At 65.3% G+C, this 21,559-nt stretch carries 19 protein-coding genes and 1 pseudogene; 7 read left to right on the forward strand and 13 right to left on the reverse strand.

What is annotated here, in order from left to right; all coding sequences use genetic code 11:
- Positions 1 to 92 precede the first annotated feature (92 nt).
- Together FHS02_RS16285 and FHS02_RS16290 are read right to left on the reverse strand one after the other, a co-directional pair.
- Positions 93 to 554, reverse strand: coding sequence for a RidA family protein (locus FHS02_RS16285; protein ID WP_137313863.1), 462 nt, complete (start codon positions 552 to 554; stop codon positions 93 to 95).
- A 123-nt stretch (positions 555 to 677) separates the two neighbouring features.
- A complete protein-coding gene (locus FHS02_RS16290; protein ID WP_229422628.1) occupies positions 678 to 1,607 on the reverse strand; it encodes a DMT family transporter in 930 nt (309 codons plus the stop codon).
- Between the two features lie 221 nt (positions 1,608 to 1,828).
- On the opposite strand from FHS02_RS16290, the gene FHS02_RS16295 reads away from it, so the two are divergent.
- Together FHS02_RS16295 and htpG are read left to right on the forward strand one after the other, a co-directional pair.
- Entirely contained in the window at positions 1,829 to 3,340 is a 1,512-nt protein-coding gene (locus FHS02_RS16295; protein ID WP_137313862.1) for an aminotransferase-like domain-containing protein, read from the forward strand.
- Between the two features lie 69 nt (positions 3,341 to 3,409).
- Complete coding sequence (gene htpG, locus FHS02_RS16300) at positions 3,410 to 5,317, forward strand: molecular chaperone HtpG (protein ID WP_137313861.1); 1,908 nt, start codon at positions 3,410 to 3,412, stop codon at positions 5,315 to 5,317.
- A 102-nt stretch (positions 5,318 to 5,419) separates the two neighbouring features.
- Here htpG and FHS02_RS32185 read toward each other — a convergent pair.
- The 5 genes and pseudogenes from FHS02_RS32185 to FHS02_RS16320 form a co-directional block, all read right to left on the reverse strand.
- Positions 5,420 to 5,626: pseudogene (locus FHS02_RS32185) on the reverse strand (DUF7684 family protein); the annotation flags it as partial.
- Between the two features lie 76 nt (positions 5,627 to 5,702).
- Positions 5,703 to 6,338, reverse strand: coding sequence for a PEP-CTERM sorting domain-containing protein (locus FHS02_RS16305; RefSeq protein WP_175424802.1), 636 nt, complete (start codon positions 6,336 to 6,338; stop codon positions 5,703 to 5,705).
- 351 nt (positions 6,339 to 6,689) lie between these two features.
- Positions 6,690 to 7,904, reverse strand: a complete 1,215-nt coding sequence (locus FHS02_RS16310; RefSeq protein WP_137313859.1) for an SGNH/GDSL hydrolase family protein — start codon at positions 7,902 to 7,904, stop codon at positions 6,690 to 6,692.
- Positions 7,905 to 7,935: 31 nt separating this feature from the next.
- A complete protein-coding gene (locus FHS02_RS16315; RefSeq protein WP_137313858.1) occupies positions 7,936 to 8,934 on the reverse strand; it encodes a LysR family transcriptional regulator in 999 nt (332 codons plus the stop codon).
- 2 nt (positions 8,935 to 8,936) lie between these two features.
- Entirely contained in the window at positions 8,937 to 9,905 is a 969-nt protein-coding gene (locus tag FHS02_RS16320; protein WP_137313857.1) for a GlxA family transcriptional regulator, read from the reverse strand.
- A gap of 202 nt (positions 9,906 to 10,107) precedes the next feature.
- Here FHS02_RS16320 and FHS02_RS16325 point away from each other — a divergent pair, with 202 nt between their 5' ends.
- On the forward strand, positions 10,108 to 10,923 hold the full coding sequence (locus tag FHS02_RS16325) for an SDR family NAD(P)-dependent oxidoreductase (protein WP_137313856.1): 816 nt from the start codon (positions 10,108 to 10,110) through the stop codon (positions 10,921 to 10,923).
- A gap of 67 nt (positions 10,924 to 10,990) precedes the next feature.
- On the opposite strand, the gene FHS02_RS16330 is transcribed toward FHS02_RS16325, so the two are convergent.
- Positions 10,991 to 11,605 carry a CHRD domain-containing protein gene (locus FHS02_RS16330; RefSeq protein WP_229422626.1) on the reverse strand — a complete coding sequence of 205 codons (615 nt, stop codon included), beginning with the start codon at positions 11,603 to 11,605 and terminating at the stop codon, positions 10,991 to 10,993.
- A gap of 258 nt (positions 11,606 to 11,863) precedes the next feature.
- Here FHS02_RS16330 and FHS02_RS16335 point away from each other — a divergent pair, with 258 nt between their 5' ends.
- Complete coding sequence (locus FHS02_RS16335; protein ID WP_137313855.1) at positions 11,864 to 13,462, forward strand: response regulator; 1,599 nt, start codon at positions 11,864 to 11,866, stop codon at positions 13,460 to 13,462.
- A 134-nt stretch (positions 13,463 to 13,596) separates the two neighbouring features.
- Here the strand turns inward: FHS02_RS16335 and FHS02_RS16340 are convergent, their stop codons facing one another.
- From FHS02_RS16340 to kynU, 5 genes are read right to left on the reverse strand one after another with little or no spacing between them, the layout of a single operon-like run.
- Positions 13,597 to 14,055: a response regulator gene (locus FHS02_RS16340; protein ID WP_137313854.1), complete on the reverse strand. Its 459-nt coding sequence runs from the start codon at positions 14,053 to 14,055 to the stop codon at positions 13,597 to 13,599.
- On the reverse strand, positions 14,049 to 16,283 hold the full coding sequence (locus FHS02_RS16345; protein WP_137313853.1) for an ATP-binding protein: 2,235 nt from the start codon (positions 16,281 to 16,283) through the stop codon (positions 14,049 to 14,051). The genes FHS02_RS16340 and FHS02_RS16345 overlap by 7 nt, the downstream gene beginning before the upstream one ends.
- A gap of 58 nt (positions 16,284 to 16,341) precedes the next feature.
- Entirely contained in the window at positions 16,342 to 17,013 is a 672-nt protein-coding gene (locus FHS02_RS16350) for a ribonuclease T2 family protein (protein WP_137313852.1), read from the reverse strand.
- Between the two features lie 18 nt (positions 17,014 to 17,031).
- Positions 17,032 to 17,907, reverse strand: coding sequence for a tryptophan 2,3-dioxygenase (gene kynA, locus FHS02_RS16355; protein ID WP_137313851.1), 876 nt, complete (start codon positions 17,905 to 17,907; stop codon positions 17,032 to 17,034).
- A gap of 11 nt (positions 17,908 to 17,918) precedes the next feature.
- A complete protein-coding gene (kynU, locus tag FHS02_RS16360) occupies positions 17,919 to 19,163 on the reverse strand; it encodes a kynureninase (protein ID WP_137313850.1) in 1,245 nt (414 codons plus the stop codon).
- A 600-nt stretch (positions 19,164 to 19,763) separates the two neighbouring features.
- Between kynU and flhD the strand changes: the two genes are divergently transcribed.
- Genes flhD through FHS02_RS16375 form a run of 3 tightly spaced genes read left to right on the forward strand, consistent with a single transcriptional unit; the run spans position 19,764 to position 21,476 of the window.
- Positions 19,764 to 20,081, forward strand: a complete 318-nt coding sequence (gene flhD / locus FHS02_RS16365) for a flagellar transcriptional regulator FlhD (RefSeq protein ID WP_137313849.1) — start codon at positions 19,764 to 19,766, stop codon at positions 20,079 to 20,081.
- A 38-nt stretch (positions 20,082 to 20,119) separates the two neighbouring features.
- Entirely contained in the window at positions 20,120 to 20,671 is a 552-nt protein-coding gene (gene flhC / locus FHS02_RS16370; RefSeq protein ID WP_137313848.1) for a flagellar transcriptional regulator FlhC, read from the forward strand.
- A gap of 40 nt (positions 20,672 to 20,711) precedes the next feature.
- Positions 20,712 to 21,476 (forward strand): SAM-dependent methyltransferase, encoded by a 765-nt coding sequence (locus tag FHS02_RS16375; RefSeq protein WP_137313847.1) that lies wholly within the window; start codon positions 20,712 to 20,714, stop codon positions 21,474 to 21,476.
- Positions 21,477 to 21,559: the final 83 nt, after the last annotated feature.

A 21,559-nucleotide genomic window follows, 5' to 3' on the forward strand; every position in this document is an offset into this window, starting at 1 on the left:
CGGGCGGCGCCCACCGTTGGAACAGCGCGCTTGTGGCGGCTCATGGAGGCGCGGCCGGGTAGGCCGCGCCCTTGATTCAATGAATGCTGTGATTACGCGATTTCGGCGATCAGCTCGATCTCGACGCAGGCGCCCAGCGGGATCTGCGCCACGCCGAATGCGGAGCGGGCGTGCTTGCCGGCGTCGCCGAACACTTCGCCCAGCAGCTCGGAAGCGCCATTGGTGACCAGGTGCTGCTCGGTGAAGTCCGGCGTGGAGTTCACCAGGCTCATCACCTTGACGATGCGCTTCACGCGGTTCAGGTCCCCGCCGCAGGCTTCCTGCAGCGTGCCCAGCAGGTCGATCGCGATCGCGCGCGCCGCCTGCTTGCCTTCGGCCGTCTCGATGTTCTTGCCCAGCTGGCCCACCCACACGGCGCCGTCCGGCTTCTTCGCGATGTGCCCGGACAGGAACACGGTGTTCCCGGTCTGCACGTGCATGACGTAGGCGGCTGCCGGCGTGGCGGGGGCCTTCAGGGTGATATCGAGCGACTTCAGTTTTTCGTAGACGGACATGGGGTCTCCAGATGGGTTGTAATAAGAATGTGAAAAAGAGTGTAAAAAGTGCGAAAAGCCAGAGCTGCAATCGGCGTATTGTACGACCAGCGGCGCGCTTCGCTCAATGCGCCCGGCGCTGCGCTATCGCCTGATGGCCATCCTGCGGCCCAGCGCCACGGTGCCGATCACAGCCAGCGCGAACAGCAGGTGCGCCGCCTGCAGCGGCTCGCCCAGCACGGCGGCGGCGCCCAGCAGCGTGAGGAACGGCTGCAGCAACTGCACCTGGCCGACGCGGGCCACGCCGCCTTTGGCCATGCCGCGGTACCAGAAGATGAAGCCGACGAACATCGAGAATACGCAGGTGTAGGCAAAGCCGGCCCAGGCCGCGGGCCCGACATTGCCCAGCGTGCCGCCATGCCGCCACAGGTCCCACACGGCAAGGGGCAGGGCGACCGGCAGCGACAGCAGCAGTGCCCAGCTGATCACCTGCTGCCCGCCCAGCGCCTGCGACAGGCGCCCGCCTTCGGCATAGCCCCAGGCGGCAGACAGCACGGCGCCCAGCATCAGCACATCGGCCACGTGCAGCGTGCCGCCGCTCTGGCTCAGCGCGAAGCCGACGACCAGGGCCGATCCGGCCAGCGCCACGCACCAGAACCCGGCCGACGGCCGCTCCTGGCCGCGCAGCGCGGCAAACAGCGCGGTGGCCAGCGGCAGGATGCCGACCAGTACGGCGCCGTGCGATGCCGGCAGCGTGCGCATCGCGATCGATGTCAGCAGTGGAAAACCGATCACGCAGCCGGCCGCGACGATGGCGAGACCCGGCAGCGCAGCGCGGCCGGGCAGCGGCGCGCGCTGCCGCCACAGCCACAGGCCCGCCAGCAGTGCGGCCACGACGGCGCGCCCCATCGTGGCGAACATCGGGCTCAGGTCGGCCACGGCGAGCCGGGTGAACGGCAGCGTCAGGCTGAAGATGGCCACGCCCGCCAGGCCGAGCAGCATGCCGGTGGTCTCGTCGGAACGGCGCCGGCCGGTGGCGGCAGGGAGTGGCACGGCGACGGATGGGCCGCTCATGGGTGTTCCCGATACCGGCCTTGCGCGTTGGCGGCGCAGCGATCGGAAAGGGCGACGCAACGTGCACGGGAAACGGCGGAGAGTGCTTTCATGATCTTGGCTTTCTAGTGGAATCAGGTGTATCGTAGAAGAATTGGCCAGTACAGTGCCAATACACTGATCCGCATGATTTGAATTACTGTGATGGTCGATTTCCCAATACACATGTAACCGGCAAGCCCATGACGACCCTGCCCGACCCGCCCACCCCGTCTTCCGCCTCCGTTGCCACACTCAGCCGTGCGGCGGGCGAGTCCCTGACCGACCAGATCGTGCGTACCGTCGCGGCAAGGATCGACGAGCGCATGCTGCGCAGCGGCAGCCGGATGCCGTCGATCCGGCGCTTCGCGGAAAGCCACGGCGTGTCGCCGTTCACCGTGGTGGCGGCTTATGACAAGCTGGTCGCTCGCGGCTACCTGGAATCGCGCCGCGGCGCCGGCTTCTTCATCCGCGAACGCACCCCGCTGCGCAGTGCGGCGCCGGTGGCCACCATGCCGGCGGTCGAGACGGAAGTCGCCGGGCACTCGCTGGACGTGGTCTGGCTGGTGCGTAACATGTTTCGCCAGATGCCCCACCAGCAGATGCCGGGCACCGGCGTGCTGCCCAGCGAGTGGCTCGATGGCGACAGCGTGGCCAATGCGCTGCGCGCGATCGGCCGCCAGAATGCCAGCCTGTTGCTGAACTATGGCGTGCCGCAAGGCTTCGTGCCGCTGCGCCAGCAACTGCAGCGCAAGCTGGCCGAGCTGGAAATCAGCGCCGCGCCCGAGCAGATCGTCACGACGGCCGGCGTGACGCAGGGGCTGGACATGGTGGCACGCGAATTCACCCGGCCGGGCGACACGGTCTTCGTCGACGACCCGGCCTGGTTCCTGATGTTCGGTTCGTTCGCGGCGCTGGGCGCGCGCGTGGTGGGCGTGCCGCGGCTTGCCGACGGACCGGATATCGCCCGGCTGGCCGAGCTGGCCGCGCTGCACAAGCCGAAGCTGTACGTGATCAACTCGGTGCTGCACAACCCCAGTTCGACGTCGCTGTCGGCCGCCAAGGCTTACCAGGTGCTGCGGATCGCGGCCGAACACGACATCACGGTCGTCGAGGACGACATCTATTGCGACCTGCATCCCGGCAGCGCCGTGCAGCCGGCCACCCGGCTGGCCGCGCTGGACCAGTTGCAGCGGGTGATCTACCTGTCCGGCTTTTCCAAGACGATGGCGGCCAACCTGCGGGTCGGCTTCATCGCCACGTCGCCGGAGCTGGCGCGGCGGCTTGCCGACCGCAAGATGCTGCAGACGCTGACCACCAGCGACATCGGCGAGCGCGCCGTCTACAAGATCCTGTCCGAAGGCGCGTACCGCAAGCATGCCGAGCGTATGCGTACGCGGCTCGACGGCCTGCGCGCGCGCACGGTGCGCCAGATGGAGCGCGTCGGCCTGCAGATCAACATGGCCCCGCCGGCCGGCATGTTCGTCTGGGCCGATGCGGGCTGCGATACCAATGTGCTGGCCGAGCGGGCCATGGCGCAGGGTATCCTGCTGGCCCCGGGCAGCCTGTTTTCGCCCAGCCAGCTGCCGTCGACGTTCATGCGGCTGAACGTGGCGGCGATGCAGGATCCGGCGATCTGGCGATTTCTTGAAAAGGAACTGCGGGAGAAAGAACTGCGGGAAAAAGCGCCCGGGGCTTTGTCAAAAAGCTCTTGAAAGATAAAATCACCAGTCCCATATCGCTGAAACCGAAAATTTCCGGCTAACAAGACTATAGAGGTAACGATGTCTGATAATAAAGAAACCCTGGGCTTCCAGGCGGAAGTGAAGCAACTGTTGCAGCTGATGATTCACTCGCTGTACTCGAACAAGGAAATCTTCCTGCGCGAGCTGATCTCCAACGCCTCCGACGCGGCCGACAAACTGCGCTTCGAAGCCATCAACAACGACGCCCTGTACGGCAACGATCACGAACTGAAGATCCGGGTGGCGTTCGACAAGGCGGCGCGCACGGTCACGATTTCCGACAACGGCATCGGCATGAGCCGCGACGAAGTCATCAGCCACCTGGGCACGATCGCCAAGTCGGGTACCAAGGAATTCTTCGGCAAGCTGTCCGGCGACCAGCAAAAGGATGCCGCGCTGATCGGCCAGTTCGGCGTCGGCTTCTATTCCGGTTTCATCGTGGCCGACCGGATCACGGTGGAAACCCGCCGCGCCGGCCTGGCGGCAAATGAAGCGGTGCGCTGGGAATCGACCGGCGAGGGCGACTACAGCGTCGAGGCCATCGAGAAGACCAGCCGCGGCACCGACATCATCCTGCACCTGCGCGAAGGCGAGGATGAACTGCTGTCGGCCTGGAAGCTGAAGTCGATCATCACCAAGTATTCCGACCACATCTCGCTGCCGATCCAGATGGCCAAGGAAGAGTGGGACGAAGAGAAGAAGGAGATGGTCACGAAGGACGAACCCGAGACCATCAACCAGGCCAGCGCGCTGTGGGCCCGCTCCAAGAGCGACATCACGCCGGAGCAGTACGAGGAATTCTACAAGCACGTGTCGCACGACTTCGGCGCGCCGCTGACCTACACGCACAACCGCGTGGAAGGCCGCAGCGAATACACGCAGCTGCTGTACATCCCGGCCAAGGCGCCGTTCGACCTGTGGGACCGCAACAAGCGCGGCGGCATCAAGCTGTACGTGAAGCGCGTGTTCATCATGGACGACGCCGAGCAGCTGATGCCGACGTACCTGCGCTTCGTGAAGGGCGTGATCGACTCGGCCGACCTGCCGCTGAACGTCTCCCGTGAAATCCTGCAGGAGTCGCGCGACGTGAAGGCGATCCGCGAGGGTTCGACCAAGCGCGTGATCGGCATGCTGGAAGAACTGGCCAACGCCGACGAGCAGGAAAAGAAGGACAAGTACGCCGCCTTCTGGACCGAGTTCGGCCAGGTGCTGAAGGAAGGCGTCGGCGAAGACCACGCCAACAAGGACCGTCTCGCCAAGCTGCTGCGCTTCGCTTCCACGCACACCGACTCCTTTGATCAGACCGTGGCGCTGGCCGACTACGTGGCGCGCATGAAGGAAGGCCAGGAGAAGATCTACTATGCGACCGGCGAAAGCTTCACCGCCGCGAAGAACAGCCCGCACCTGGAAATCTTCCGCAAGAAGGGCGTCGAAGTGCTGCTGCTGACCGACCGCGTCGATGAATGGATGCTGTCGTTCCTGACCGAGTTCGATGGCAAGGAACTGGTGTCCGTGGCCAAGGGCGGCCTGGACCTGGGCAAGCTGGAAGACGAAGCCGAGAAGAAGGAACACGAGGAAACCGAGGCGCAGTACAAGGAACTCGTCGAGAAGATGAAGTCCGCGCTGGGCGACAAGGCCAAGGACGTGCGGGTGACGTTCCGCCTGACCGATTCGCCGGCCTGCCTGGTGGCGGACGAGCACGAACTGTCCGGCAACCTGCTGCGCATGCTGAAGGCCGCCGGCCAGAACGCGCCGGAATCCAAGCCGATCCTCGAGATCAACCCGAACCACCCGCTGGTCACGCGCCTGAAGTACGAGAACGAGGAGAGCGGCAAGTTCGGCGACTGGTCGCACCTGCTGTTCGACCAGGCCCTGCTGGCCGAAGGCGGCACGCTGGAAGATCCGGCGGCGTTCGTGAAGCGGATGAACGAGATGCTGCTGAAGTAACCGTGCCAACGTAACCGTTCCGGCGGGTTCGCCGGCTGTCCGGTCGTTGCAGGGGCCGTGTCCGCGCCAGCGGGCACGGCCCCTGCCGCATCGGCGTCCGCTTCAGGCTTGCACTAAAGCGCCGCGCCATGCCTGTTCGCGCGGCTCGGCGGCGATATGCACGATCAGCACCCGGTCCAGCGCCAGCCTCGGGTGCTCCACCACATGCCTGGCAAACCAGAATACTTCCGGCAGCTGCTCATCGTCGTGCCAGGTGGTGACGACGAACGCCGCATCGCGAATCTCGTCGCCGGCATGCGCGTCCTGGTTCGCCTCGTCGACCGGATACTATGCGCGAACGGCATGGCCGATGCCGCGCTGGCCGAGGTTGCAGTGCGCGAGGCTTCTAGGATGGACGGCGCTTGCGGCGAGCGGCGAGCAGCACCATGCCGCCCGCAGCCAGCATCATGTGGGTGCCTGGCTCGGGAACTGGAACGACGCGGAAGGACGTCATGTTCCCCGCAACGTGGAGCCCTCCCTGGTAATAGTTGAAGGACGACAGGCTTGGCGAAAAGTTCGACCACTGGTTCGCGGCCGGCAAGTGGAAGTTGAGTGGCCTGTATGGCGATTCGTCGACGAAACTGGCCGCCATGGTAGCCGTGCCATCAGGTCCGCTGGAGCTATGTGTGTTGATGTCGAGCACGTCGAGTTCCCACGCCCTGAGCCCGGCGAGGTAGTTGAGATCTATCGGTCCCGACGCATTCTCGAATACAACCGATTGCTGAAAATTTTCATCTAGCGCCCACATATCGTGCGTCTCTCTGATGAGCGGCGTTGTCGTGTCGTAGGTAAAGTATCCCGTGACGACATCGCCGACAGATAGATCGAAGCCGAGCCAATCGCTGTGTTGAACGTAGCCTACATCACCGAATTCATTCAGTGTCTTGACCTGGACCTTGTACTCTACGGTGACCTCGTAAGCGCTTGCCGGCGTCGCGGCAATGGCAAATAGTAGTGAACAGATGACGGGAAGCGATCGCATTGTGTTCCTTTCGACTGGTTGGGATGGCAAGCTCATGAAAGGTCGTGGTGCGAAGCGATTGTATCGCTACGCAAGCTTCTGAATCTCTCCAAAAGTAACGAGAAAACGCTGCCACCTGGGCTGCCCTGGAAGGCATGGACCATCTTCAATACCCATTGGATGCGTGATGCACGGCCCGTTTTTCCTGCTTCAAGAATGAAGTGGTCTTCGCCGCTCCCGCACAACATGATTCACACCGCTTTCGCTGTTCAGCCGGCGCCGATAACCCAGCCTTGATGCCCGATGCACCGGGCACCGCGCCTTTTTACGTCCGTTCGATCCTGCGGACGCGGCCCGCGCAGTCAATGCGCTTCACTTCAGGCATGCAGCCTGCACCGCCTCGGCGATGGCGGCATAGCCGGCGTCGTTCGGATGCAGGTGGTCGCCGCTGTCGAAGCGGGGCAGCAGGCGGCCGGGATCGGCCGGATCGCGCATGGCGCGGTCCAGGTCGACCGTGGCGTCGAACGGGGCGCCGCCGCGGATCCAGGCGTTGACTTGCCGGCGCGCGGCTTCCCCGGCGGCCGAATGCACGAACGGGCGCCGTACTCCCGCCAGCGGCATCAGGGTGGCGCCGCACACTCTGACGTTGCGCGCATGGGCGCGCCGCACCAGCGATTGCATGGCATCGATGATCTGCTGCGCCGTGACTTTTTCGGCGGGAGCCGCGAGCATGTCGCCCGCCGTGATGTCGTTGATGCCGTGCGCCAGCACGATCCACTTCACGCCCGGCTTGTCCAGCGCGTCGCGCTCCAGCCGCGCCAGGGCGGCGGGTCCGGCGAAGGGTCTGGCCGCATTGCGAACGATGCGGTTGCCGGCGATGCCGGCATTGACGACCCCCGCCGGCACCGCGGCGGCATCTAGGCGCCGGGCAAGAACGTCCGGCCAGCGGGCGTTGCCATCCTCCGTGGAGCCGATGCCGTCGGCGATGGAATCGCCGACGACGACGATGGCGCCGGCCCCGCCATGCGCCGCGACATCGACACCGGTGATGAAATGGCGGCTGTCATCGGTTGGCCCGGCCGGGAACACTTCCGAGGCGGTGGCATCGATGCCCCGTGCAATGTACGCGGTCTGCATGGCGGCGCCATGGATCGTCGAGGCAGCGCTGCCGGCGGGCAGGTGCAGGCTGATCGCCAGTTCCTGCAGCGGTGCGACGGGCAGATCGATCGCATCGCTGACGATGGTGGCGCCTTTTTCCAGCGTTACCGTCGTCGCGCCGCCAAACGTCACGGCGCGGCTGGTTCCCGGCACGATGTCGGCGCCAGTGCGGCGCACGGCCACCTGCGCCGACCCTATTGCCAGCGGCCCGGTCCCATATTCGTTCGACAGTGCCAGCCGCACGGCCGTCCCGCCGAGACTGGTGCGCACGACCTGGCGCAGCGTCTGCGGCGCCAGCGCGGGGCCGGCCGAATCGGGCGCGGCACCCCAGGTGGCGACCCAGTGCGAAGCTGGAGCCGCCCGGCACGGCGCCATGGCCAGCATGGCAAGCGACAATGCGGCGGCGCGCAGGAGGGAATGGCATGTCATCGGCGAGTACCCTGGAAGAGATGGCGCCAGTCTACGGGCCGGCTACTTTCCCAACAATGGCGGATGGCGCATGGCTGCCATGCGCCGCTTGCATGCCGTACTGGGTGACACCGTGGTCGAAACCGTGCAGCACCCTGAACACATGGCGGCGGAACCATTGATGGACCGGATCGTGGTGGCTGCGCGCATGCCACAGCAGCCAGTACTGATAGTCCGGCACGTAGAACGGCAAGGGTTTCCATACCAGCGGCGCCTGCCGGGACAGGGTGATCGCCATGTGTTCGGGCAAGGTCCACAGCAGGTCGTCGTTACCGGCGATCCGCAGGGCGGACGAGAAGAACGGCACTGCGGCGCGCACGTGCCGCCGCAGCCCGCTTGCGGCCAGATACTGGTCGACGAAGCTGTCCTTGTCGCTGCCTCCCGTGACGCGCAGGTGCGGCCACTGCAGGTAGTCGGCCAGGGCAAGGTCCTGGCAGGCCAATGGATGTTCGGCACGCATGGCGCATACCGGGCGGTCCTTTCCCATTGCCCGGCCATGCAGGTTGTCCGGCAGCGTGTCGGCGATGGTGGCCACCAGGTCGATGCCCTCGTCGCTGAGCAGCCGATAGTAGCCGGGCTCCCACAGGCGGAACGCGATTTCCGCGCGCGGCGCTTCACGCCCGATCGCCTCGACCAGCACGGGCAGCATGTGGTCGGCCAGGTAATCCGAGCCGGCGATCGCGAAACGCCGCGTGCACGCGGCGGGGTCGAATACCGGTTCGCTCAGTACTGCGTCGAGCGACTCGAGCAGGACTTTCAGCGGCGTGCGGAGCGCCCGGGCGCGCTCCGTCAGCAGGAAGCGCTGGCCTTCGCGGACCAGCAGCGGATCGCCGAACTGGCTGCGCAACTGGGCCAGCTGGCGGCTCAGCGTGGACTGCGTCAGGCCGAGCACACCGGCAGCCGCCGTCAGGTTGCGCGTGTCGAGCAGTACGTCCAGGGAGCGCAGCAGGTTGAGGTTGGGGGGCGGCCTGGGTATCGCATGCTTGTCCATGTTTAATGCGCCATTTCAGGCATGTCGTAGCCGGTCCGCTGCCGCGCTTCCCTCTGCATCGCCTGCGGCGACTTGCCATAGGTGCGCACGAAGGCGCGCCGCATCCGTTCCTCGTCGCCGAAGCCGGTCTGCGCGGCGATCCTGCCGATGGCGTCATGGCCATCCTCGAGCAGCGACAGGGCCGCTTCCAGCCGCAGTTTCTCGATCGCCTTGGCCGGCGAGTGGCCGGTCTGTTCGCGGAATGCGCGGGAAAAGTGGCGCGGGCTCCAGTGCACGTGTTCGGCCAGCCGCTCCACCGACAGTTCCTGGCGCAGGTTCTCCCTGGCGAACAGCAGCGCGCTGCGGATGCGGTCCGAGCCGCCGTCCATTTGCGACAGCGACGAAAACTGCGATTGCCCGCCGGTGCGGCGGTGGTACACCACCATCATGCGCGCCACCGCCTTCGATACTTCGGTGCCCAGGTCCTCGCCCACCAGCCCGAGCGCCAGGTCGATGCAGGCGCTCATGCCCGCCGACGTCCACATCGGACCATCGTTGACGAAGATCTTGTCGTCGTCCAGTTCGATGTCGGGATACAGCTTCTTCAGTTCGTGGCCCAGCGCCCAGTGCGTGGTCACGCGGCGGCCGGCGAGCAGGCCCGCTGCGGCGGCGACGAACGCGCCCGTGCACAGGCAGGCGGTGCGGCGCGCGCGCGGACTGGCGCGGCGCAGCGCATCGAGCAGTTCCGGCTCCGGGGGCGTGACGACCGTGGGGCCGGCGATCAGCAGCGTGTCGTAGGCGCGCCGCCCGATCGGCTTCGTGTCGACCGGTACGCCGGCCGAACTGATAACGATGCCGCCGCTGTGCGAGACCGTCTCCACGCTATAGCGCGGGCTGCCATGGATCTTGTTGGCGATCTCGAACGCGGTCAGGGCGGCGAAGTCGAGGATCTGGAAACCGGGGAACACGACGAGAGCGATGCGGGCGGCCATGATGTCCTGGAATGAGGGATTGACGGTTCTGGGAATACTGCCTGGCGATTGTAGCCGTAGCGGACGGGTTCGTGCACGGGCCGGATGGGAGAAGACGAAATGTCCGGAAAAGAGGGTTTTTGGTCGTTTCGGCCGCTGGTACGCGCAGCCATAATGTACTCACAGCAAACGAAACACCATCCCACACATCGAGGAGAACAGCATGAACCAGAACCAGACTACGAACAAGGGTACCGCCCTGATCACCGGCGCATCGTCCGGCATCGGCGCCATTTATGCGGACCGGCTGGCGGCCCGCGGCTACGACCTGATCCTGGTGGCACGCAACGCAGAGCGGCTGCGCGGCGTGGCGGACCGCGTGCAGCAGGCCCACGGCCGCGCCGTGACGATCGTGCAGGCCGACCTGGGCCAGCGCGACGATCTGGCCGGCGTGGAGCAGATCCTGAAGACCGATCCGTCGATCACGCTGCTGGTCAATAACGCCGGCTTCGGCGCCGTGACGCCGCTGCTCGAATCCGACGTGGAGCGGATGGCGCGGATGATCGACATCAACGTGACCGCGCCGACCCGGCTGGCCTATGCGGCGGCGCCGGCCTTCGTGGCACGCGGCGGCGGCACGATCGTCAACATCGCCTCGATCGTCGGCATCGGCGTGGAGATCCTGAATGGCGTGTACGGCGCCAGCAAGGCCTATGTGCTGGCGCTGACGCAATCGCTGCACCACGAACTCGCGGCAAAGGGCGTCCGCGCCCAGGCCGTGCTGCCGGGCGCCACCGCCACCGATTTCTGGGATACCGCCGGGCTGGCGCACACCAACCTGCCGAGCGGGATGGTGATGCGCGCGGAGGATATGGTCGATGCCGCGCTGGCCGGCCTGGATGCGGGCGAGGTCGTTACGATCCCGCCGCTGCAGGACGATAAGGACTGGCTCGACTATGAAGCCGGCCGCAAGGCGTTGGCGCAGCGCTTCGCCCACGGCACGCCGGCGCCGCGCTACCTGGACAGGACTGCCGCCTGAACATTGACGGTTACGGGCACCGGGCATCGCAGCCCCGGTGCCCGCTGGTCGCCTGGCTGGTCGCGTGTTACTGCTTGCCGCGGCGGCGTCGTGCAGCCAGCAGCACCACCGGCGCGCCAAGCGCCAGCAGTGCGAACGTTGCGGGTTCCGGCACCGGTTGCAGGAAGCCGCGGATTTCGCCGCCCGGGGCGAATTCCGTATGCAGGTTCAGATAGGCGGTGCCGGCATCGAGCCCGGCCAGGAAGGCCGCTTCGGCACCGGCGATGGTGCCGCCGCCGAAGCTGGTGACGAAGCTCGGGTTCCACGTTGCCGCCAGCGTGGTATCGAACGTATGCGAATAGGTCCCGGAGGTGACGCCGATGGGGAATCCGGTAAAGGTCGGCAGTTCCGTGGCCACGCCGGCGGTGCCCGTTTCCGGCACGGCGGTGCAGCAGTGGATGTGCGCGGCCGTGGTGGGCCCCAGCAAGCCGGAGAAGGTGGTATTGATGGTCAGCAGATGGTTGTCGGTGTCGAAGTCCACCCTGACCGTGCCGGTGCCGGGCGAGGCATTTGGCGGCTCTTCGATCGCGCCGGAAAGCGTGGCGGTGTACGTAAAGACATCGGCGCTGGCGGACATCGATGCCAGGCCCAGCGCGAGGGCGGCGCAGCCCTTTGTTACCCGTTGCAACATTGCGGTGTTCATACGAGTCTCCTTATGTGTGGAGAAGCTGAACAAGCAAGTCGCGCGCCTGCATGCGCAGTCATTGCAGAATCAAGGACTTGGCAAATGCGCGTGCCCGTCATTACGGATGAGCTGTCAAATACCTCGACAGCTTCGGACTGCCCGGCGCACTCCGGCGCCGCGCACGGTTGAAATCGCAGTCAAAAATATGCGCCGGGATTATAGTAGAATGCAATCTTGCCTTTTGTTTACAATTCATCCGGGAGCGCCGCACGCGCCATGCAATCCAGTTCCTGTTCCGTCCTCCTCATCGACGATGAGCCCTTGGCGCAGGATTACCTGCTGCATTGCCTGGAAACACATGCCGACGTTGCCCTGTGCTACGAGCACTGCGCCGAGCGCGCCGTCGAGCTGGCACTGAAAGTCGATGCCACCGTAGTGCTGGTGGACCTGCGCATGCCCGGCACCGACGGTTTCGGCGTCGTGCGCAGCCTGCGCGCCGATTCCCGCACCGAGCACATTCCGATCGTCATGTTGTCGTCCGAGCACGATGCGCAGGTCAAGGTGCAGGCGTTCGCCGCCGGCGCCAACGATTACCTCGTCAAATGGCCGGACGCGCGCGAGCTGGTGGCGCGGCTGCGTTACCACAGTGCCGCCTGCACGGCGCGCCGCCAGCGCGACGAAGCCTTCGCATCGCTGGCGCGCAGCCAGGAAGAATTACGCGCCAGCCAGGCCGCGCTGCACCAGGCGCAGAAAATGGAGGCGATCGGCCAGCTGACGGGCGGCGTCGCGCATGACTTCAACAATGTGTTGCAGATCATCGGCGGCAACCTGCAACTGGTGAAGCTGATGGGCGGCCTGAACGACAATGCACGGGGACGCGTCGATGCGGCGCTGGCCGGCGTGGAGCGTGGCGGGCGGCTCGCGTCGCACCTGCTGGCTTTTGCCCGGCGGCAGCCGCTGCAGGCGGTCGTCATCGATCCTTCGGTGGTGCTGGGCGACATGGAGGAAATGCTGCGCCGCGTGCTCGGCCCGCAGGCGCGCATCCAGACCGATATCGCGCCCGGCGTGTGGAATACCGCCGTCGATCCGAGCCAGCTGCACAACGTGATCCTGAACCTGGCAATCAATGCGCGCGACGCGATGCCGCACGGCGGGACGCTGACGCTGCGCGCCCGCAACGTGCCGGCCGGGTCGCCCGAGCTTGCCGAGGTCGGCCAGGACGAATACGTGATGATCGAAGTGGCGGATACCGGCAACGGCATGCCGCCCGAGGTGCTGCAGCGCGCTTTCGAGCCGTTCTTCACCACCAAGCCGACCGGGCAGGGCACCGGGCTGGGACTGTCGATGGCCTACGGCTTCGTCAAGCAGTCCGGCGGCGAGATCGTGCTGAAAAGCGCGCCCGGCGACGGCACCAGCGTGCGCATCTTCCTGCGCCGCAGCGCGACCGAGGCCGAGCCGGCCGACGACGATGGCGCGCCGACGCCGCTGTTCGGTGGCATCGAGACCGTGCTGGTGGTGGATGACGAGGACGATGTGCGGGACGCCACCGCGCAATTATTGCTGGCGCTGGGCTACCACGTGCTGCAGGCGCAGGATGCGGACCACGCCGCGCGCATCGTCGAGAATGGCGTGCGCGTCGACCTGCTGTTCACGGACGTGATCATGCCCGGCAGGATGAGCAGCACGGAGCTGGCCGACATGGTGCGCCGCCATTGCCCTGACGTGCAGATCCTCTTTACTTCCGGCTACGCGGAAGGCGTGCTGGCCCATGAAGGCAAGGTGGATCCCGGCATCAGCCTGCTGCCGAAGCCGTACAGCCCGGACGTGCTGAGCGCGCGCATCCGGCATTTGCTGCGGCGGCGCAAGGCTGCCTGAGCCTGAAGAACCTGCAGGCAAAACCGGTGACAGACACCAGTTAATCTGGAATGTTGCAAAAAAACCGGTGTCTGTCACCGGTTTTCCTGGAATGTTGCAAAAAAACCGGTGTCTGTCACCGGTTTTGGTCCCGGTCAGCCGATCGGCCGCACGTAGCGCTGCGACCCTGGTGGCGGTTCGTTCAGCACCGCCCAGAAAATGCCCAGGTCGGAGATGGCCCGCACGAATTCCTTGAACTCGACCGGTTTCACCACGTAAGCATTGACGTTCATCGCATAGCTGCGGATCAGGTCCTGCTCTTCGCGCGACGAGGTGAGCATCACCACCGGCAGCGGCTTCAGCTCCGGCGCCTCGCGGATTTCGCGCAGCACTTCGAGGCCGTCGACCTTCGGCAGTTTCAGGTCGAGCAGCACGACGGCGGGATTGCCCTTCTGCCGTTGCGCGAACTCGCCCCGGCAGAACAGGTAATCGAGCGCCTCGGCGCCGTCGCGCACGACGATCACCTCGTTGGCGAGCTGGCTCTTCTCCAGCGCGATCAGGGTCAGTTCGAGGTCGTGGGGATTGTCTTCCACGAGCAGGATGGGCTTTAACATACGGTCGGTAGCGAGTTGGGAATGGAAAAGGTGAATGTTGCGCCCTGGCCGGGCACGGCGGCGGCGGTGACTGCGCCGCCATGGCGTTCGACGATGCGGCGCACGTTCGCCAGGCCGATGCCGGTGCCCTGGAAGTCTTCCATCCGGTGCAGGCGCTGGAAGACGCCGAACAGCTTGTGCACGTAGTCCATGTTGAAGCCGACGCCATTGTCGGCCACCGTGAACACCGTCACGCCTGCCTCGCGGCGGCCGTCGATGCGGATCACGGCCGGATCTTTCTGGCTGGTGAACTTCACCGCATTGGACAGCAGGTTGTACAGCGCCAGCTGGATGAAGGTGGGATCGGCCGCCACCGGCGGCAGGTCGGCCACGTGCCATTCGATGCGGCGGCTGCCGATATCGAGCGCCATCTTGTCGATGCAGGAGCGCACCAGTTCGTTCATGTCGACCTGGACCGGCCGCAGCGAGGCGCGGCCCATCTGCGAAAAGCTCAGCAGGTCGTCCACCAGCTTGCCGGCCAGGCGCGCCGATTCCTTGATGTTGACGAGGAAGCGCTGCTGCTTTTCCGGCGAGCCCGCACCGCCCGCTTCCAGCAGCAGGTCGGAAAAGCCGACGATGTGCCGCAGCGGCGCGCGCAGGTCGTGCGATACCGAGTACGAAAACGCTTCCAGTTCCTTGTTGGCGCGGCCCAGCTCCTCGGCCAGCTCGGCCATCTGCTCGGCACGCTCAAGCGCGATGCCCAGCAGCGCCGTGCGAAACTCCAGCGCCATCTCGATCTCGCCCGGGTGCCATGGCGCCGAGGTGCCGTGCACCGTTTCGCGCCACGAGTCGAAACTGGTGCGGGGGCTGAGCTGCGTCGGCGCGCCGGGTACGGCGTCCTTCGCGTGCGGATTGCCGGCCCAGTCGATCGTGTAGACGAATTCGGGCCGGAACCACAGCAGGTAATGCTTGTGGATGCGTGAAATCGGCATCGCCAGCAGCCCGCTGGCGCTTTGCCGGTAAGCCGCGGCAGGTGCGAATTCGGCGCTCAGCCGGTCGGTGTGATACAGGTCTTCGTGGCTGTTCGCCTGCAGCCACGCGATCAGCTCGCGCAGCTGCGCCTCGTCCGGCGTGTCGCCGTAGCTGACGATGCGGTCGTCGACGATGATGGCCGCCCCGCCGGCCCGCGCGAAATGCAGCAGCTCGGGGAACACGCTGCCCATGTTGTCGATGAAATTGGCGCCCTGCGTGAGGCCGGCCAGCACCGTCACCATGATGCGCCGCACGTCCAGCCGGAACTGCAGCTCGTCGCGCACTTCGCGGCTTTCCACGCGCAGCGCGAGGATCTGTCCCAGCTGCTCGCAGGCCGTGCGCTTGTCGAACGTGACGTGGCGCGGCGCGGCATTGTGGCAGGAGATCAGGCCCCACAGCTGGCCCTTGACCATCAGCGACACCGACATCGACGCCAGCGTGCCCATGTTGCGCATGTATTGCAGGTGTACCGGCGACACGCTGCGCAGCGCCGCGAACGACAGGTCGTTCGGTGCGCCGGTCAGCGGGTTTTCGGCGGGAACCAGGCGCGACGGCGCGTAATCCGCATCGTGGATCAGCCGGATGCGATTCGACGCGTACAGTTCCCTGGCCTGGCGGGGAATGTCGGAAGCGGGAAAGCGCTGGCCCAGGTAGGAGGGCAGTTGCCCGTCGTTGCTCTCGGCGAGCACGTGGCCGTGGCCTTCCGCGTCGAACCGGTAGACCAGCACGCGGTTGAAACCGGTGATGCCGCGGATCTCGTCCGCCGCCCGGGCACTCATCGTTTCGACCGGATCGCTATCGTCCAGTTGCTGCAGGAAATTGCCGACCAGCGGATACAGGTGGCGGAAGTCAGCGGCGCCGGTGCGCTGCACGGCTTCGAATTCCAGCATCAGCAGGGCGTCGTAGCGGTGCACCAGCACGTCGAAGACGCCGCCCGGCAGCCGCACGGTGGCGGCGAACGACGGCCGTTCGCCGGCCGCCGGCAGTTCCGGCGCCAGCCGGGCCGCGGCCCCGGCATCGATCACTTCGTGCAGCGGGCGCCCTAGCGCGGCGGACGGCGCGACGCCCATCCAGCGCTCGACGTTGTCGCTCACTTGCACGACGATCCCTTCGGCCGACAATGCCAGCACGCAGCCGTGCGGCTGGATGCTGCCCGGCGTGCGGATCGGTTCGCGCTCGCAACTGCCGAGGTCTATGGTGGGGCTTGCCTGTGTCATGGACAGAATTCTACCGGCAAACACGCGCTGCTGCGCAAGATCAAAGCGCAATACCGGGTCAACGCACGCTTTGCAGCAGGAACGACGGCTGGCCGCAGCTTTTCTGCGAAAGCTTGATTTCCGCCTGTCCGCAACTGCGCGACGTGCCGTCCTTGCGGTAGCACACCCGGATTTCGCGCAGGAAGCGCCCGGCGCCGCCGCAGAACGGCACGATGGCATCGGCGGCCAGCTTCGGGTTGGCGGCGCGGAACGCATCCTTGAACTGGGCCGCCGTCACGCGGACCGGCTGCTCCGGCGCCCGGTAGGCCGCCGGTACCACCACGCCATCCTTCAGCCTTGCCGACATCGCCAGGTACTGCTCCGGGCCAAGGCCGGAGCAGGTGCCGTGCTTTTTCCATTCGTGCCCGATCAGCTTTGGCGACGGGTAGATGTGTTCGTACTTGCGGCGCAGCGGTTCCGGCAGCGGTTCCCGCGAACAGCTCTGCGGATAGCCGTTTTCGTACTGCGGCCACAGGCCGTGCAGCACGAAGCCGAGCCGGCGGCCGGTGCCGCACTGGTTCGGGTCGCGATCGCCGTTGGTGGCGCAGTACGAGGGCGACCACGACAGCGCCAGCGCGTAATAGTCGAATTCGCCCGGCGTGCCGACGGCCTTGTTCCTGGCCGCGGCGGCGCCGCCGCACAGCAGTGCCGCGGCCAGCAGCAGGGCGGCGCGGGGGATTGCATGTTTCATTGTTGACACCAGTTTTCCTTACAGTTCAGTTCTCAACGCGAACAGCTCCGGGAACAGCACCACGTCGAGCATCTTGCGCAGGTAGCTGACGCCCGCCGTGCCGCCCGTGCCCGTCTTGAAGCCGATGATGCGTTCGACGGTCGTCACGTGCCGGAAGCGCCAGAAGCGGAATGCCGTCTCCAGGTCTACCAGCTTTTCGGCCAGTTCATACAGTGCCCAGTGCCGCGCCGGGTCGCGGTACACCTCCAGCCATGCCGCCTTGACGGAATCGTCCGCCGCGGTGGGCAGCGTGGGATCGGCCGCCAGCCGGGCGCCCGACACGGGCAGGCCGTGGCGCGCCAGCAGCCGGATCGCTTCGTCGTACACGGAGGGTTCGTGCAGCGCCCGGTGCAGGATGTCATGGGTGGCCGGCGCGACCTCGTGCACGGCCAGCAGTTGCGCGTTCTTGTTGCCCAGGATGAATTCGATCTCGCGGTACTGGTAGGACTGGAACCCGGACGACGCGCCCAGGTAGGGGCGGATCGCCGTGTACTCGGGCGGCGTCATCGTCGCCAGCACGTCCCAGGCGTGCACCAGCTGGTCCATGATGCGGGCCACGCGCGCCAGCATCTTGAAGGCCGGCGGCAGGTCGTCGCGGCGGATGTGCTCGCGCACCGCGTGCATTTCGTGCAGCATCAGCTTCATCCACAGTTCGCTGGTCTGGTGCTGGACGATGAACAGCAGTTCATTGTGGTTCGGCGACAGCGGATGCTGCGCGTTCAGGATCTGTTCCAGGCCCAGATAGTCGCCGTAGCTCATCGACTTCGAGAAATCCATCTGCGCGCCGTGCCATTGCGCTGCGCTCACGTCGTTGTTCTTGTCTTCGTTCGTGTCTTTGTTCTTGTCGTCGTCCATGCCCGTCGCCTTCAGGTTACCGCGCCGCGTGCGGCGTTGACGTCATACGCAGCGTCGTCGAGGATCCGCTTCAGGATGTCCACCGCATCCCACACCTCGGTGAAGCTGGTATACAGCGGCGTGAAGCCGAAGCGCATGATGTGCGGCTCGCGGTAGTCGCCGATCACGCCGCGCGCGATCAGCGCCTGCATCACCGCGTAGCCGTGCGGGTGGGTGAAGCTGACGTGGCTGCCGCGCCGCGCATGCTCGCGCGGCGTCACCAGTTCGAGCGAATGGCCGGCGCAGTGCCGCTCGACCAGCGCGATGAACAGGTCGGTCAGCGCCAGCGACTTGGCGCGCAATGCCGCCATGTCGGTGCGGGCGAACACGTCCAGTCCGCACTCGACCAGGGCCAGCGACACCACCGGCTGGGTGCCGCACAGTGCGCGGCCGATGCCGGCGCACGGCGCGAACGACGCTGCCATCGCGAACGGCGTGGCATGCCCCCACCAGCCGGACAGCGGTTGCGTGAACGCGGCCTGGTGCCGGCCGGGCACCCAGATGAAGGCGGGCGCGCCAGGGCCGCCGTTCAGGTATTTATAGGTGCAGCCGACCGCGAAGTCGGCCTGCGCGCCATGCAGGTCGACGGGCACGGCGCCGGCCGAGTGGGCCAGGTCCCATACCGTCAGCGCGCCATGTTCATGGGCCAGCGCCGTCAGCGCCGCCATGTCGTGCATGTGGCCGGTGCGGTAGTTCACATGGGTCAGCAGCAGCACGGCCGTGTCGTCGCCCAGCGCGGCCGGAATCTCGGCGGGACTGTCGACCAGGCGCACCGTATGGCCCCGCGCCAGCCAGCCGGCCAGGCCTTCGGCCATGTAGATATCGGTAGGGAAATTGCTGCGTTCGGTAACGATCGCCGTACGGCGCGGGTCCGCCGACTGCATTGCCAGCGCCCCGGCCAGCGCCTTGAACAGGTTGACCGACGTGGTGTCCGTCACGACGACTTCACCGGGCTGCGCGCCGACCAGCGGCGCCAGCCTGTCGCCCAGCCGCTTCGGCAGGTCGAACCAGCCGGCCGTGTTCCAGCTGGTGATCAGGTCCTTGCCCCATTCGTCGGCGATGACCTGCGCGGCGCGGGCAGCCGCGGCTTTCGGGCGCGCGCCCAGCGAATTGCCATCCAGGTAAATGACACCGGCCGGCAAGTCGAACGCTTCGCGCAGCGGGGCCAGCGAATCGGCGGCATCGCGGGCGAGGCAATCGGTACGGGAGAAATTCATGGCAACTCGCTTGTCGGACGAAGGCGGGAGTGTAGCATAGTGGCGATGTCATATAGACACTGCCGATGCGCAAGATAAATCCTGGACGAAGTGATTAATAATTCAATTGATAAAAAAGCAGTTGATCAAATGTTAGTTAATCAAATGTCAGTTGTTATTATTGCAGCGGAATCCCGGGAAGAAAATCAAGATTATTTTTAAAAAACCCTAAAGTTCCCGTCGCCCGCGCCGTTACCCCATCCAGATGCCCGGAAAAGCCCTTCTGTTCGTTGCATTGGATGACAGGAAAAAATCTTAAAATTTTTTGCTGATCACCCTAAAGTTTCCAAAAGGGCTGCCGTTAATGGTTCAGATGTCGCTAAAAAGCGTCACCCCGGCATTTGAATCAGCGAGCGGTTGAGCAGTTTTTCCGGCCGCCGCCACAACCAGCAAAGCCGCGCCAGCTCTGGCGCGCCGCTATGATCACCCTGTGTTTGTCAGACAAACGCCGACAGGGTGCGATCGTCATTTCCCTACCGCAAATACAGACGTCAGCCTCTTCTCGTGCTCCCGACGCTACAGCAGAATGTGTCTCAACGGAAACGATTTGAGGAGCACACAATGACTGCGAACGACATGATGGCCGAGATCCGCGACGCGAACCTCTCCTACCTGATGCTGGCCCAGCAGATGATCCGCGCGGACAAGGTGACCGCCATCTTCCGCCTGGGCATCTCGGTCGACATCGCCGACCTGATCGAAGGCATGAGCAATGCCCAGATCCTGAAACTGGCGGGTGGCAACATGATGCTGGCCCGCTTCCGCTTCGACGACAGCGCGATCCTCGGCATGCTCACCAATTACAACAAGGACCGTTCGCTGGCGCAGTCGCATGCGGCGATCCTGATGGCTGGACAGGGCGTCGAAGAAATCGCCTGAGCGGTACACTGACCTATCACGTTGGACGGGGAAATAATATGAGCAATGCCGGCAAAAAAAGCGTCGTCAGCGAAGCGCAGGAAATCGGGCTCGCGATCGAGTTGATCAACCTGGGCGCGCGGCTGCAACTGCTGGAATCGGAGGTGTCGCTGTCGCGCGAACGCCTGCTGAAGCTTTACAAGGAATTGAAAGGGGTGTCGCCGCCGAAAGGCATGCTGCCATTCTCGACCGACTGGTTCCTGACCTGGCAGCCGAACATCCACGCCTCCCTGTTCATCAACATCCATGACTTCCTGGTGCGCCATGCGGGCGCCAGCGGCATCCACGCCGTGATGAAGGCGTATCAGCTGTACCTGGAGCAGATGCCGCCGGCGCCGGGCGAAGAGCCGCTGCTGTCGCTGACGCGCGCCTGGACGCTGGTCCGCTTCTTCGGCAGCCGGATGCTGGAATTGAAGGCGTGCAGGAAATGCCAGGGCAAGTTCATCGTCAACGGCATGGACCTGAACGGCGATTACCACTGTGGCCTGTGCCACATGCCGTCGCGGGCCGGCAAGACCCGTAAAGCCAAAGAAGAGGCCGTCGCTGCGTGACCGTTCCTCGACGTTCCGTTCCTGAAAGCCGGGGTGGCGCATGACGCGACCCCGGCTTTTTCATTTGCCGGCCGTGCGGGCCTTGCTGGCGCAACTGGTCGCGTTGCTGCCCACCGCCGCGCTGGGCGTCGGGCTCGATGCCTTCGGCCGCGGCCTGACGTTGCTGGAGGCAGCCGCGCTGCAAGGCGCCATCGCCATGCTGATTACATGGAAAATCGGCCTGGCACCGTGGTGGCGCATCATCCAGCTGCTGTTCCCGGTTGCGTTGCTGGCGGCGCTGGCGCTGCGCCTGCCGCCCGTGCTGTTCCTCGTCGTGTTTGTCGTGCTGCTGGGCTGGTATTGGTCCACGTTCCGTACGCAGGTGCCGTATTTCCCGTCCAACCCGGCTGTGTGGCATGCCGTCGAAGCCTTGCTGCCACGCCGGGCCGGCGTGCGGGCGATCGATGTCGGCAGCGGCCTGGGCGGCTTTACGCTGCACCTGGCGCGGGTGCGGCCGGATGCGGAATGCGCCGGCATCGAACTGGCGCCATTGCCGTATCTGTATTCGACATTGCGCGCAAAAATGCTCGGCAGCCGCGCGCGGTTCCTCCGCGGCGATTATGAAAAGATTCACTTCGGCGACTATGACCTGGTGTTTGCTTATTTATCACCGGCGGTAATGGCAGGTTTATTTGATAAGGCGCGCCGGGAAATGAAAGTTGGCAGTTTGTTAGTCAGTTACGAATTTAATATCCCGGGTTTCAAGCCGGACAAGACCATCTTTACCACAGAGGGAGCACCGCCGCTATTTGTTTGGGTGTTTTGATTGGCTTTCTCTTGCGAGGCTGCCATTCTCACGCTATTGTAGTTCCCTGTGGAATCATTTTGGTTTGCCGAGCTCATAGGAGA

The organism is Pseudoduganella umbonata (genome assembly GCF_014192225.1).
GTDB lineage: Bacteria > Pseudomonadota > Gammaproteobacteria > Burkholderiales > Burkholderiaceae_D > Rugamonas > Rugamonas umbonata.